The organism is Shewanella sp. 125m-1, from assembly GCF_052977065.1.
The window spans coordinates 1-14,287 of record NZ_JBRILT010000040.1 but is presented as its reverse complement, the minus strand read 5'-3'; the positions used below and the strand labels follow the sequence as shown (position 1 = coordinate 14,287).

Below are 14,287 nucleotides of genomic sequence, written 5' to 3'. Positions count from 1 at the left end.
AAACTTATTCTTACGCTCAAACACCTTAGTGTCGATTCGATGGCTTACACGCCACCGAGCTCTCTCTTGTTCTGTTGAATACGCTGTTTGCAATCAGCCACTTTATCGGCGCGCCATGTCAGGTTCATCACATGAATCAAGGCCTTGGCAGAAGCTTCAACAACGTCGGTTGCCAGACCCACACCATGGAAATTTTGCTCACGGTATTTAGCGGTAATATCCACCTGGCCTAATGCATTTTGCCCTTCGCCTTTTGCACTTAGCTGGTAACTAGTGATATTGGTTTCACAGCCACTGGCACGGGCAACCGCTTTATAAGCAGCATCAACCGGACCGTTACCTGTCGCCGCCTCGGTAATTATTTCACCATTAACAGCCACTTTTACCGTCGCAGTGGCACTGCCTTCGGTTGAGTCTGAATGCACCACTAATTGCTGCAGCTTAAAATGATCATCGGCTTCAGCTTGCGCCTCCATAAAGGCTAACGCTTCTAAGTCATAATCAAACACCTGCCCCTTTTTATCTGCTAACGCCAGGAAGTCTTCATACAATACGTCCATATCGTAATCTTGCTCACCATAACCAAGCTCGCTCATGCGGTGCTTAATAACGTGGCGGCCAGAGCGTGAGGTCATATTTAAGTTATTACGATTAAGACCAATACTCTCAGGTGTCATGATCTCATACGTGTTTTGCGCTTTTAGCATGCCATCTTGGTGAATGCCTGATGAGTGAGTGAATGCATTCGCGCCAACAATGGCCTTATTCGCCTGCACCGGCATATTACAAAGTTGGCTCACTAAGCTAGATGTACGGTGGATCTCTTTGGCATTAATGCCCGTTTCCAAGCCTAACTCGCCCTTACGAGTTGATAGGATCATGGCGATCTCTTCTAATGAACAGTTACCCGCGCGTTCACCAATACCATTTACGGTACATTCAATTTGTCGTGCACCGTGCTGCACGGCAGTAATAGAATTGGCTACCGACAACCCTAAGTCGTCATGGCAATGCACTGAGATCACCGCCTGATCAATATTGGGGACGCGGTTAAACAGCGTTTGAATAATGCCGCCAAATTCGCTTGGCACCGTGTAACCAACCGTGTCAGGAATATTAATCGTGCGTGCGCCAGCCTTAATCGCCTCTTCCACCATACGGCACAAGTTATCGATAGGTGTGCGCCCGGCATCTTCACAGGAGAACTCAACATCATCGGTAAATCGACGCGCGTATTTAACCGCCCCAACTGCCATCTCTAACACCTGGTCAAACGAGCGCTTTAACTTACTTTCGACGTGAATGGTCGATGTCGATATAAAGGTGTGGATGCGAAACTGATCCGCTACTGACAAAGCCTGGGCCGCCGCATCGATATCTTTTTCTAATGCTCTGGACAAAGCACATACGCGACTATTCTTAATCGTTCTTGCAATTGTTTGCACCGACTCAAAATCACCCGGTGAAGAAACGGGAAACCCCACCTCCATCACGTCAACGCCTAAACGCTCTAACGCTAATGCAATTTGAAGCTTTTCTTTAACCGTTAAACTTGCTGCTAATGCTTGTTCACCATCACGTAAGGTGGTGTCAAATATAATCACTCGGTTAGACATCTATCTTCTCCATTGAACATCATTGTTCAGTTATGCGTTCACGTTGCTATTTGGCGTTTAATAGCGATTGCTTTAAATACAAAAAACCCCGCGTCTTGGCGGGGTTTATTAATGCAGGCTTATTTTTAAGCGTATAGCACTAAGTCCTCCGCGCAGATCCTGCGAGAATGAGAAAAAGGAGTCCTAGTAATACACGGGTATATATCATCACGTTAATTAACCTACTTTCTATTTGTTACGATTTTATATTCACCATAACTAGATAAATATTCCCAACACCATAGCGGGTTCGGTTAATTTTTAACGTGCATACGCATCAGTGTCAACCATAAATTAGCTTACTTCAGTTATTTTCAGGCTAATTATCGCTCTTAAAAGCGAAATAAAAGACAGTAATCGGCGTAATAACATGCAAGAACACGTTTTTATCGCAAAAAAGCAGACATATAATTAACCTGTCGCAATATTCTCGCGTCACAAGCTTTTTTATGCATATTTCATTTAGATTCGCTATAATGCGGCCTTATTCGATGGAAAGTGGGTAAGGGTTACCCTTGGAGCGTTTTAAAATGGATTTTCGTATTATGATCCTCAGCTTTACGCTGTGGCTTTCACCTGCGTATTCATTAACCCTAGAGCAGCTAGATCAGCTTAATACCACTGTCTATCAGTATCCCAGCAAAGCATTAAATACCATCCACGACATCGAACAACAACTCCACGCCTATTTAGACCCCCAAGTTTTACAGCTGCGAATGAGCGCATTTAAGTGTGAAACCTATCTGCAGTTAGGGGAAAATGCAGCCGCAATTAACTTAGCGCGATTTAACGAAGCCAAAGCAAAACGCCTGAAGCTAGATGAAGCAAGACCTTACTTTCTCAACTGTATGGCCCAAGCATACGTTCACTATGGTAATTACCAACAAGCCCTGCCGTTAATTCATTCATCTATCACCATGTCTCGTCGCCTAAAACAACCCCAGGCCTTGATTAATGGCTTATGGCTCAGAAGTCAGCTTGACGCTAAGGTTCAGCATAACGACACCGCTATTGAAGACTTACGTCTAGCGTTAGACCTTTATCCACAAGTTAAACAGCAAGATCAGCAATGGCTACTCACGCCCATCGCCTACTTAAATGCATCCATGGCTAAGTTACTGATAGAAGAAAATGAACCCAAAGAAGCAAAGGCCTTTTTAGACAAGGCGCTCAAAGATGTTAATTCAGCAGGAAAAATAGCGCTTAACCTGGCAATTGATGCCGCTAACCTAGCCCAATCTAATCATCAAGCTAAGTTAAGGGATCATTACGTTCAGGTAGCACGCAGCAAGCTCGCAGAACTTGGTAGCCCTTTTGAACTAGCCAAGGCCTATATGCAAATTGCCTTTATTGATTTTAGTAGCAGTAAATATAGTAGTGCCGAACAACTGCTTCAATTAAGCATTAACACGTTTAAGAAAGAGTCTAACGCGAGCGCAACCATTAGCGCTTTACACCTATTAGCTCAGGTTAATTTGGCTCAAGGTCAAGAGGAGTTAGGCTTGGAGCAGATGAATGAAGCGATAGCGATTGCTCAACAAAAAAATCTATATACTGATCTAAAATTTTGTTATGCCGTGTTAGCTAAATACTTTGCCGAGAAGAAAGATTTTGCTTTAGCCTACGATTACCAGCTTAAGCAGTTCCAAGCTACCGAGAATGAAACTCTATTTATCCAAAATGTTTGGTTATCTCATTTAAAATCAGACTTAAGCCGCCAACAACAGGCCTCCGAACATCAGCAAAGTATCAACGCAGCAGTCGTACCCAGCCAATTAATTTCAGGTCAATTCTTACCAATTGTATTTATTCTTTTCAGCTTAATCATCTTTATCGCCTGGTATCACAAACAAACACCAAAAACATCGCCAACCTCTAAAGAGCCGACGCCGATAAAGCCTAATGCGACCGGCAAGCAAAAAATGGAAGATTTACTGAGTGTCAGTAAACACGCACATTATCCGCTCTCATTGTTAGTGCTCGACCCTAGTGGCGTGTTAAACAGTGATATGCCGATTATGATTGAACAACTAAAGACGAAGTTAAGAGAGCAAGATCAGCTGTTTTTACAATCTGAGCAGCAGCTGTTAATCATGTTACCCCATACTTCAGAGGCTGCCGCGATTAACGTCATCGAGCAGCTCTCCGGCACCATGGCGGTATGGCAAAACAACAGCAAGGTCAACATTGGTCTTGCCAGCATGCAGCAGTTTGATAACTTACAATCTATGATAAAGCGCGCCAATGTTAGCCAACTTAGACGACTCATTCCTGTCACTAACAGCCGCTAGACTTCAACCCTTCAAACATTGCAATAAATAGTCCTAGATAAGCTCAAAGGCTGATTAGCCTTCGGCAAGGTAATCCGCTATTTCATCTAAGAACTCGCCACCAAACCGTTCAAGTTTACGCTCACCAACACCGTTTACCGCCAACATTTCTCCAGGACTGGTTGGTAATATCGCCGCCATCTCAGCCAGAGTTGCATCGTTAAACACCAAATAGGGCGGTACATCTAACTCTTCGGCTAGGGTACGGCGCAGTAGTTTCAACCTTGCAAATAACTTGCGGTCGTAATTCAGCGGCGCACGGGAGTTATTACTGCGGCGCTTAGTGGTTTGAATAACAATTCTAGGCTCAGCAAGTAATAGCTCCACTTCACCTTTAAGCACTGCGCGTGCAGATGGGTTAAGGGTAACAGAAGAGCCTCGGGTGATATCTTGATTCGCCAGCCCTAAATGGATCAGCTGCCTTATCACACTGAGCCAATGCTCGTGGCTTTTCTCTTTACCAATGCCCCACGTAGATAACTTGTCATGTCCACGTTCAATCACATTCGCCGACTTTGAACCACGCAGCACGTCAATAAGATGATTAATACCAAAGCGTTGCCCAATACGGTAGATACAAGACAACACTTTTTGAGCATCTTGAATGCCATTGTATTTTTTGGGCGGATCTAAGCAGATATCGCAGTTACCACAGGCCTTTTGCGCACTTTCATCGAAGTAATGCAGTAGCACCTGGCGACGACAAGTCTGCGCCTCGGCAAAGGCTGCCATGGTATTAAGCTTATGAAACTCGACTTGCTGCTGAGGACCAGGCTCTGATTGCTCGATTAAGTGCCGCACCCGGCCAATATCGGCAGGGTCAAACAGCATTAATGCTTCAGAGTCCAGCCCATCACGCCCTGCTCGTCCGGTTTCTTGATAATAAGCTTCTACACTCTTGGGAATATCGTAATGCACCACATAGCGCACGTTAGATTTGTTGATCCCCATGCCAAATGCCACAGTTGCAACCACTATGTCTAACTGATCTTTTAGAAACCTGTCTTGTACATCTGCTCGCTCTTCTTGCGTTTTACCCGCATGGTAAGCTTCGGCTTGATGCCCTTGCAGACGCAAGCGCTCAGCGACCTCATCAACCCGGCGACGGCTACTACAGTACACAATGCCACTGGTGCCGTTTTGTGCATCAACAAACTGACGCAACTGATTTGCTGCATTGAGTTTTTCAGCCACGGTATAGCGAATGTTAGGTCGATCAAAACTGGTTAACAGTGAATGTGGCGTTATGGTTAACCGCTCACAAATATCGGCTCGAGTCGCTTTATCGGCTGTCGCAGTCAGCGCCATGATGGGGACTTGCGGAAACTGCTGACGTAATCGGCCTAACGCGGCATATTCAGGTCTAAAGTCATGGCCCCACTGAGAGATACAGTGCGCTTCATCGATAGCAAATAGCGATACATTAAGCTCATGCAATCTGTCGATAAAACTTGCCTGCAGTAAACGCTCTGGCGATACGTACAATAACTTCAGCTCGCCATAACGCATCTTCTGCAAAACTTGCAGACTCTCTTCTCTTGGTTGAGAGGAGTTTAAGTAAGCTGCAGATACACCCGTTTGAATAAGGCTATCAACCTGATCTTTCATTAAGGAGATCAGGGGGGAGACAACAACTGTCAGACCAGGCATGATTAATGCTGGTAATTGATAACACAGGCTTTTACCACCGCCAGTAGGCATGATAACTAAGCAATCTTGTCCCGCGCAGATCTGTTCAATAACCTCTCGCTGCCCCTCTCTAAAAGTACGGTAACCAAATACCGACTGAAGGGTGGAAGATAATTGATCGACCGAATTATCGAGCGCAACCGGATCCATAGTAAACCTGTATTAAAAATAGGGTCGACTATTCTAATTGAGGCGAGCGACATTGTCTCTCTCGATTCTCGCTAATGAATAAAATTTGAGCTTGCATCACCCCATCCATTAGCGATAGATTAAATACTCTAAAGTGGCCAATAAGATTTCCAATCAGCAAACAAGGATGCAAGATGAGTCAGCTTATTCAACAAGAGACACTACGAAGAGTCGCTGAGATTTTTGACAAGCACGTGCCCTTTCATAACCTGCTTGGTATGGATATCAAGCGATATGATATGGACGGTGTAGAGATCCAGGTGACCATGAAACCTGAGCTGATTGGCAATATTCATCAGCAGATCCTTCATGGCGGGGTTACGGCTACAGTCCTTGATGTCGTCGGCGGCCTCACAGCGTTTTCAGGGTTAGTAGCAAGCCGTGACGACTGGAGCATTGAAGAGTTAGCACATCGTATTAAAACGTTAGGCACAATCGATCTTAGAATTGACTACCTTCGACCTGGCCGTGGTGAAATATTTACAGGGACAGGCACAGTGATCCGCGCAGGTAATCGTGTATCAGTTTCAAGAATGGAACTGCATAACGAAAAAGGCGACCATATTGCTTTTGGCACAGGCACTTATATGGTTGGCTAGACGTTAAACCAGACATTAAATAAAAACAAATCACTCGCTTAGCTTTAAGTGGCAGCTAAAGTTTCCTAGCTGTCAAATTCACACAACAGCAAGCCACTCCAATAAAGCCGCCCACCCGCTTGAGTCTATTGCTTAGCAAGACTACAATCTGCGGCTACTTTCCTATTTAGTACATTCCAATGCAAGAAACTGAATACCGTAAAGGCATACTGTACGCCATTTGCGCCTATACCCTTTGGGGGTTTGCCCCGATCTATTTTAAGTTACTCGGCGATGTTCCTGCATCTGAGATCTTGCTGCACAGAGTGATCTGGTCATTTTTCTTTGTGACAATATTAATTGCACTGTTCGGTGGTTTTGCCCGCCTGCGTCACTTACTTAAACAGCCAAAGCAACTCGCGGTACTTTGTGTCACATCAGTACTGATTGCCGGTAACTGGTTACTGTTTATTTGGGCGGTCAATAACGACCATATGCTCGATGCCAGCCTAGGTTACTTCATTAACCCGTTAGTGAACGTTAGCTTAGCGATGATATTTCTCGGTGAGCGCCTACGTAAACTCCAGTGGGCCGCTGTTGCTCTTGCGGCAACTGGCGTGATGATCCAGCTGATCTCATTTGGCTCAATTCCATTGGTATCACTTGGTTTAGCTTGCTCGTTTGCATTTTACGGTTTACTGCGTAAAAAAGTGAATGTCGACGCCAAGACAGGCTTATTGGTAGAAACCGCTATTTTGATGCCAATCGCGCTAATTTTCCTGTTTACCAATATGGGCGATTCATTAACTCATCTGCTCACTAACGATTGGCATTTGAATCTACTGCTAGTGGCAGCCGGTATCGTCACCACGATTCCTCTATTGTGCTTTGCCTCCGCGGCGGTGAGGATCCCCTTTTCAATGCTAGGATTTTTTCAATACATAGGTCCAAGTATCATGTTTGTGCTAGCAATCAGCTTATTCAATGAACCATTCGATGCCGAAAAAGGCATTACTTTCGCGTTCATTTGGGCAGCATTGATATTGTTTACTACTGATATGTTTTATAAAAGAAAAGCTAAGAAATAAGCCGTCTTGAATCTTAAACAAAAAAGCGAACCTGAGGTTCGCTTTTTTGTTTAGTGGGGCCATTGATTATCGATAAAGCAACATATCAGGCTCTTTTAAGCTCAAAATCAAAGGGTCACGTTCTAAGAGTGGACTCACAACTCCAAAGCCAGGATTTTCGATTTTCGTTGGTAGTTATACAGCTGCTTTTTCTTCTCAGGTAACTCATCAACCTCAACGATATTAAAGCCATGCTCTAAGAACCAATGAATACTGCGAGTCGTTAAGGCAAACAAGCGCGAATAGCCTCTCACTCTTGCCTGACCAATAATATTTTGTAGCAACAAGCTGCCTCTATCGGCATCACGGTAATCAGGGTGCACCACTAAACAAGCAAACTCCCCCGCATTATCCTCCTCGAATGGATAAAACGCAGCGCAACCGATCACTAAGCTATCGCGCTCAATCAGCATAAATTGCTCTATCTCCATTTCAAGCTGCTCACGTGAACGTCTGACCAAAACTCCTTTTTGCTCTAATGGACGAATGAGATCTAACACACCACCGATATCGCTAATCGACGCTCTACGCAAGCGTTCGGCACTTTCAGTCACAATCTGAGTACCAATGCCATCGCGAGAGAAAAGCTCTTGTAGCAAGGCTCCGTCATCGAGGTAGCTAACAAAGTGGCAGCGGCTCACGCCATTACGACACGCATCAATGCTTGCCTGCAAAAAAGCTTTTGTTCCCACGCACAGTGGCGTGACTTGTGACAGGTTATTTAAAATAGTTTGCGCATCTGTCGGCATCAATTCGGCGATGACCTGACCGGTCTCATCTAAGATACCTTTCTGCGAGCTAAAACCTATCATCTTATCCGCTTGAAGCTTGATGGCTATCTGGGTAGCAACCTCTTCAGCTGTAAGATTAAAACTCTCCCCCGTCACAGAGGCGGCGACAGGCCCAAGCAATACGATACCGCCATTATCAAGCTGACGTTTCAAGCCTTGACTGTCAATTCGGCGCACTTTACCGCTGAGGCAATAATCGACGCCATCTTCAACTCCTAGCGGTTGTGCAATCACAAAGTTGCCACTAACAACATTGATCTGCGCACCTTGCATAGGCGTGTTACTTAAACTCATCGACAAGCGCGCGGTAATGTCGAGATGTAAGCCACCAACAACCTGCTTAATCACCTTAAGAGCATCTTCTTCCGTAACTCTTACACCATTGTAATATTCGGCAGGCAGACTGTATTGCGCGAGGGCTTCATCAATTTGAGGCCTAGCACCATGCACCAAGACGATTTTGATCCCTAGGCTATGCAGCAATGCAATATCGTTGATAATGGCGCGAAACTGTTTCTGAGCTAAGGCTTCACCGCCCAGCATCACAACAAAGGTTTTGCCCCTATGGGCATTAACATAGGAAGCGGAATGACGAAATCCATCAACAAGTTCAGTGGTACGCACGCTAGAATCACCTCAAGAGTAAATATACATTCATCTGAATAACAGAATTTAGTAACTCCAAGAGATAGTATTGCATTTATATTCATTTAAAAAGCATTTATTTTCAATTTGGCTGTTTATTTTTACATTAGGGTAAAGTACGTCTGGCAGGCATAAATTGGTGTTATTTGTGCTAAGGCTATTAAGTAAAGCCGCGCGAGGAATTAGGTGAAAAATGAAGTCACCAATGACGAATGAGCGGGATAGAAAACAATGATATTGCAGAGTAATGCCAAATTTTAGGCAAAAAAAAGCCCCTATAAATAGAGGCTTTTTCCAAGATGCTTAAACAAGTAATTACTTGATTTTAGCTTCTTTGTACATAACGTGCTGACGAACAACTGGATCAAATTTCTTGATTTCCATTTTTTCAGGCATGTTACGTTTGTTTTTTTCAGTCGTGTAGAAGTGACCAGTGTTAGCGCTAGAAACTAGCTTGATCTTCTCACGATTACCTTTAGCTTTAGCCATGGTTTATTACACCTTCTCGCCGCGGGCACGAAGTTCAGCAATAACAACTTCAATACCTTTTTTATCGATGATACGCATACCTTTAGTAGATATACGTAGCTGTACGAAACGCTTTTCGTTTTCTAACCAGAAACGGTGGTTCTGTAGGTTAGGTAAAAAACGACGACGCGTTGAATTCTTCGCGTGCGAACGGTTGTTACCAACCATTGGTCGCTTGCCAGTTACTTGGCATACTCTTGACATGTCAATCTTCTCCAAAACAATATATTTAACGCTCGAGCATTAATGCACCTCGAACACGGCCGTCGCCTGAGGCACACAACAGAGGGCGCATTTTATACAGGATCTAAAATCAAAGATCAAGGGATAGATTAATCTATCCATCCCCGTTCAGCGAAAGAAACTATCTCTCGATCGCCCACAACCATATGGTCCAACAAGGAAACATCGATAGTTTGTAAGGCTTGTTTCAATCGCTCAGTAATTCGTCTATCGGCTGAACTTGGTTCTGCAATCCCTGAGGGGTGATTGTGACACACGATTACAGCCGCAGCGTTTTTTTCAAGCACTAGGCTCACCACTTCACGTGGATAAACCGATGCTGAATTGATTGTGCCCCTAAATAATTCAACGAATTGAATCACCCTATGTTGACTATCTAACAATAAAATAGCGAACACTTCGTAAGCACGATCAGACAATTGTCTCATTAAATAGTCCCGAGTTAAATCAGGATCAGATAAAAAATTTCCTCTTTGTAGTTTTTCTTGCGAAATTCGCGTACCTAATTCCACTGCAGCCTGTATTTGCGCAAATTTTACCGGACCTATTCCATCTTGCCTACAAACTTGCATTTGAGACGCGCTAAGCAGGCCTCTAAGCCCCCCAAACTCATTTAGCATAGTTCTTGCCAGCTCAACAGCACTTAAGCCTTTTACGCCAATCCTAAGCAATACCGCCAATAATTCAGCATCCGATAACTGCTTCACCCCGTTATTTAATAATTTTTCTCGCGGTGCTTCCCCTTCGGGCCAATCCTTAATCGCCATCACAACCTCCCTGTTGTTTTCTTCTATGAGTATGGTCTAGATTTTTGGAAGTTGTTCATCACCATTTAGCGGTTTGTGATATCTTAGGCCGCAACATCTGCAGCGTGATGAAACATTTATCGCCAAAGTGATTATGGAAAGAGTTAAGTATGGGTCTCAATAACAAAAAAGTACTGCTGGGCATCGGCGGCGGCATAGCCGCATACAAATCTGCTGACCTAGTACGGAAATTAAAAGAGCGCGGCGCAGACGTCCGCGTGGTTATGAGTCAAAGTGCGCAGGAATTTATTACTCCGCTCACTTTGCAGGCACTTTCAGGCTATCCGGTAGCAACCGATCTGCTTGATCCCACGGCCGAAGCGTCCATGGGGCATATCGAATTAGCACGCTGGGCCGACTTAGTCATTATTGCCCCAGCGACAGCAAACCTTATCGCACGCATAAACGCTGGCATGGCAGACGAGTTAATTACAACGACCTGCTTAGCCACCGAGGCACCTGTGGTACTTTGCCCGGCAATGAACCAACAGATGTACCGCAACAGTGCAACCCAAGCCAACTTAACGCAAGTGGCGCAGCGAGGTTTACAGATTTGGGGGCCAGATTCAGGCTCACAAGCTTGCGGTGAAGTCGGTCCTGGCAGAATGCTTGAACCTGTCGCTATTGCCGACAAGGCCGTTGATTTTTTTGGCCCTAAGTTACTGCAAGGTATGTCACTGCTACTCACAGCGGGTCCTACCCGTGAAGCGATTGATCCTGTGCGTTATATTTCCAACCATAGCTCAGGCAAGATGGGCTTTGCACTGGCTAAAGCGGCAGCGCAGATGGGCGCAGAGGTGACTCTGGTCGCAGGCCCTGTCAATTTAGCGACGCCAGCAGGCGTGACTCGCATTAATGTTGAGTCGGCTCAAGAGATGTTAGACGCGGTGATGCCGCAGGTTGAACAGCATCAAATCTTTATCGGCTGCGCAGCCGTTGCCGATTACCGAATCGCTGAAGTCGCAGAAAATAAAATTAAAAAATCAGCTGAGCAGATGCAGCTTGCGCTAGTGCGAAATCCTGATATCTTAGCCAGCGTTGCCAGCCATGCTAACCGACCATTTACCGTCGGATTTGCAGCTGAAACCAATGATGTAGAGCAATATGCTCGTGGTAAGTTAAGCCGTAAAAAGCTCGATATGATTGCCGCTAACGATGTATCTAATAGCGACATTGGTTTTAATAGCGACGCGAATGCATTGAGCGTGTTTTGGAGCGATGGTAGTCAAGAGCTACCCGCTGTTGATAAAGACACGCTAGCCAAGCAATTGCTCACCCTAATAGCGAATAAAATAAAAAACTAATGAAGACACCAATCGAATTAAAAATCCTCGATTCACGGATCGGCACAGAATTTCCGCTACCCGCTTACGCCACACCAGGCAGTGCAGGCATGGATCTTCGCGCCATCACCGACACCCAGCTAACAATACAGCCGGGTGAAACCGTACTTATCCCGACAGGCATTGCTATTCACGTGGCAGACCCTAGTTTAGCTGCGGTGATTTTACCTCGCTCAGGCCTTGGCCATAAGCACGGTATCGTATTGGGTAATCTTGTTGGACTTATCGATTCTGACTACCAAGGACCATTAATGGTCTCTTGCTGGAATCGTGGCAGTGAGCCTTTTACAATCGAAATTGGTGATAGACTCGCGCAGCTGGTATTTGTACCGGTTGTACAGGCTGAATTTAAACTTGTCGATGAGTTTGATCAGTCTGATCGCGGCGCAGGTGGATTTGGCCACTCAGGAACCAAATAACAGATTTCAGCGAACCTCGCGTAATCAATTTAAATGGATAGCATGGAGCAAAGTTTCCTTGCCGTCTCGCTCAGTAGTAATCGAGTGAAGGACAGATAAATGGCTGCAAGCCCTAAGATAAATCGTCGTGAGCATATCCTCCAATGCTTAGCGACAATGCTAGAAACGAGCCCAGGACAACGGATCACCACAGCTAAATTAGCCGCAGAAGTTGGCGTATCAGAAGCGGCGCTCTACCGTCACTTTCCTAGCAAGGCGCGTATGTTTGAAGGACTCATTGAGTTTATCGAAGAATCGCTACTCTCTCGTATCAACCTGATCATGGACGAAGAAAAAGACACCATGAAACGTTGCCAGCAACTCTTGCAACTATTGTTGGTGTTTGCCGAGCGCAACCCAGGGATCTCGCGAGTATTAAACGGTGATGCACTACTGGGTGAAAACGAACGCCTGCGTAGCCGTATTAGCCAGTTATTCTCGAAGATTGAAACGCATTTAAAGCAAATTTTACGCGAGAAGAGTCTACGTGAAGGTAAAGGCTTTGAGCTCGATGAAGCCGTGTTAGCTAACTTACTGCTTGCTGTAGCCGAAGGCCGCATCGCTCAGTTTGTGCGTAGTGAGTTTAAGCTCAAGCCGACCAAGCACTTTAATGAACAGTGGACTTTCATCCAACAGCAACTGCTTCAAAGCTAACGCAGCTTAAAAAGCCACTGCGGATCTAGCATTACAATGTCTCAAATAGAAAAACCGACTAATTTAGTCGGTTTTTCTTATCTCCAATGCGGTTTTCGGTGTATATTTACAGCAAATAGCGCTATTCTCCCGTCCTCTCTAAATACAATGCAAATAGTTGCCACTCAAACTATTCATTTTTTCATGAGATAACTTAGTCTCAATAAGACTGACGGCCCTAGTACACTGGATACGAAAATCACCACTCATTGTTTATGGTGAAGGAGGAACTTATGACATCAAGAGAAGCAATCCTCAGTGAATCTGCTCAAATAGTAAAAGCTGCATTAATGGAGCGCGGCTTAGAAACGCCGATGCTACCTAGCGAGCTAACCGCTGAAGTACGCAAAGACAAGATTGAGCATCATATGCGTGAGATCTTGACCTTAATGTCACTGGATTTAAGCGATGACAGCTTAGCGGATACCCCACGTCGTATCGCCAAAATGTATGTCGATGAAATATTCTCAGGCCTAGACTACGCCAACTTTCCAAAGATCACCGTCATCGAAAACAAGATGGGCTTTGATGAAATGGTTAAGGTTAACGACATCAGCTTAACCAGTACTTGTGAACATCACTTAGTCACCATCGACGGTGTGGCAACCGTGGCTTACCTACCACGTGAGAACATTATCGGTCTGTCTAAAATTAACCGTATCGTGCGTTTCTTTGCTCAGCGCCCTCAGGTGCAAGAGCGTCTGACACAACAGGTTCTAGTGGCGCTACAGGCGTTATTAGGCACTCAAGATGTAGCGGTTAAGATGGATGCGGTGCATTACTGCGTTAAATCTCGTGGCGTGATGGACTCAACCAGCTCAACCACCACCACAGCGCTAGGCGGCAAATTTAAGTCAAACCCAGCGACAAGGGCTGAATTCTTAAGTAACTAAGAGTTTAGCAACTAAGAGCTAAGTAATTAAGGTAAAAGAAGATCCTAGGTTCTAGGACGCTTCGCTTCTAGGTCCTAGGTCCTAGGTCCTAGGTTCTAGGTTCTAAAAGATTAAAGCACCAAAAACAAAAACGCTGCGTCATAAACGCAGCGTTTTTCGTTTTAGCTAAGCAATCAAAGGCTAAAATGAGTGAGTTCCTAGCACCTGTTTGTTAAACCTAGTACTTTCTTTAAGTAGGTTGAGCTTTAGCCCATCAGCATTAATTACAAAATCAAAATAAATGACGGCATAAATGCCGACCTACAAGGTTAAGCGCTTT

13 protein-coding genes are annotated in these 14,287 nt (G+C 44.9%); 7 read left to right on the top strand and 6 right to left on the bottom strand.

What is annotated here, in order from left to right; all coding sequences use genetic code 11:
- Positions 1–44: 44 nt before the first annotated feature.
- The gene (gene leuA / locus ACVBIK_RS15830; protein WP_447162388.1) at positions 45–1,616 is read right to left on the bottom strand and encodes a 2-isopropylmalate synthase; all 1,572 of its coding nucleotides are present in this window, start codon (positions 1,614–1,616) and stop codon (positions 45–47) included.
- Between the two features lie 569 nt (positions 1,617–2,185).
- On the opposite strand from leuA, the gene ACVBIK_RS15825 reads away from it, so the two are divergent.
- Entirely contained in the window at positions 2,186–3,946 is a 1,761-nt protein-coding gene (locus ACVBIK_RS15825; RefSeq protein WP_447170059.1) for a tetratricopeptide repeat protein, read from the top strand.
- 54 nt (positions 3,947–4,000) lie between these two features.
- Here ACVBIK_RS15825 and recQ read toward each other — a convergent pair whose 3' ends face one another.
- Positions 4,001–5,824 carry a DNA helicase RecQ gene (gene recQ, locus ACVBIK_RS15820; RefSeq protein WP_447163458.1) on the bottom strand — a complete coding sequence of 608 codons (1,824 nt, stop codon included), beginning with the start codon at positions 5,822–5,824 and terminating at the stop codon, positions 4,001–4,003.
- A 173-nt stretch (positions 5,825–5,997) separates the two neighbouring features.
- Between recQ and ACVBIK_RS15815 the strand changes: the two genes are divergently transcribed.
- Together ACVBIK_RS15815 and rarD are read left to right on the top strand one after the other, a co-directional pair.
- Positions 5,998–6,462, top strand: a complete 465-nt coding sequence (locus ACVBIK_RS15815) for a thioesterase family protein (protein WP_447162385.1) — start codon at positions 5,998–6,000, stop codon at positions 6,460–6,462.
- A gap of 179 nt (positions 6,463–6,641) precedes the next feature.
- Positions 6,642–7,529 carry an EamA family transporter RarD gene (rarD, locus tag ACVBIK_RS15810; protein WP_447162384.1) on the top strand — a complete coding sequence of 296 codons (888 nt, stop codon included), beginning with the start codon at positions 6,642–6,644 and terminating at the stop codon, positions 7,527–7,529.
- A gap of 134 nt (positions 7,530–7,663) precedes the next feature.
- Here rarD and argA read toward each other — a convergent pair whose 3' ends face one another.
- The 4 genes from argA to radC all read right to left on the bottom strand — a co-directional run bounded on the left by argA (position 7,664) and on the right by radC (position 10,542).
- Complete coding sequence (gene argA, locus ACVBIK_RS15805) at positions 7,664–8,983, bottom strand: amino-acid N-acetyltransferase (RefSeq protein WP_447162694.1); 1,320 nt, start codon at positions 8,981–8,983, stop codon at positions 7,664–7,666.
- 336 nt (positions 8,984–9,319) lie between these two features.
- Entirely contained in the window at positions 9,320–9,493 is a 174-nt protein-coding gene (gene rpmG, locus ACVBIK_RS15800) for a 50S ribosomal protein L33 (RefSeq protein ID WP_012275560.1), read from the bottom strand.
- Positions 9,494–9,499: 6 nt separating this feature from the next.
- Positions 9,500–9,736 carry a 50S ribosomal protein L28 gene (gene rpmB / locus ACVBIK_RS15795; protein WP_012157028.1) on the bottom strand — a complete coding sequence of 79 codons (237 nt, stop codon included), beginning with the start codon at positions 9,734–9,736 and terminating at the stop codon, positions 9,500–9,502.
- Positions 9,737–9,864: 128 nt separating this feature from the next.
- The gene (gene radC, locus ACVBIK_RS15790; protein WP_447162695.1) at positions 9,865–10,542 is read right to left on the bottom strand and encodes a RadC family protein; all 678 of its coding nucleotides are present in this window, start codon (positions 10,540–10,542) and stop codon (positions 9,865–9,867) included.
- A 149-nt stretch (positions 10,543–10,691) separates the two neighbouring features.
- Between radC and coaBC the strand changes: the two genes are divergently transcribed.
- From coaBC to folE, 4 genes are all read left to right on the top strand, one after another.
- The gene (gene coaBC, locus ACVBIK_RS15785; protein WP_447162696.1) at positions 10,692–11,885 is read left to right on the top strand and encodes a bifunctional phosphopantothenoylcysteine decarboxylase/phosphopantothenate--cysteine ligase CoaBC; all 1,194 of its coding nucleotides are present in this window, start codon (positions 10,692–10,694) and stop codon (positions 11,883–11,885) included.
- Positions 11,885–12,343: a dUTP diphosphatase gene (gene dut, locus ACVBIK_RS15780; RefSeq protein WP_447162697.1), complete on the top strand. Its 459-nt coding sequence runs from the start codon at positions 11,885–11,887 to the stop codon at positions 12,341–12,343. Before coaBC ends, dut begins: the two co-directional genes overlap by 1 nt.
- A 99-nt stretch (positions 12,344–12,442) precedes the next feature.
- Positions 12,443–13,036, top strand: a complete 594-nt coding sequence (slmA, locus tag ACVBIK_RS15775) for a nucleoid occlusion factor SlmA (RefSeq protein WP_220760941.1) — start codon at positions 12,443–12,445, stop codon at positions 13,034–13,036.
- Positions 13,037–13,308: 272 nt separating this feature from the next.
- Positions 13,309–13,968: a GTP cyclohydrolase I FolE gene (gene folE, locus ACVBIK_RS15770; protein ID WP_447162698.1), complete on the top strand. Its 660-nt coding sequence runs from the start codon at positions 13,309–13,311 to the stop codon at positions 13,966–13,968.
- The last annotated feature ends 319 nt before the right edge of the window (positions 13,969–14,287 follow it).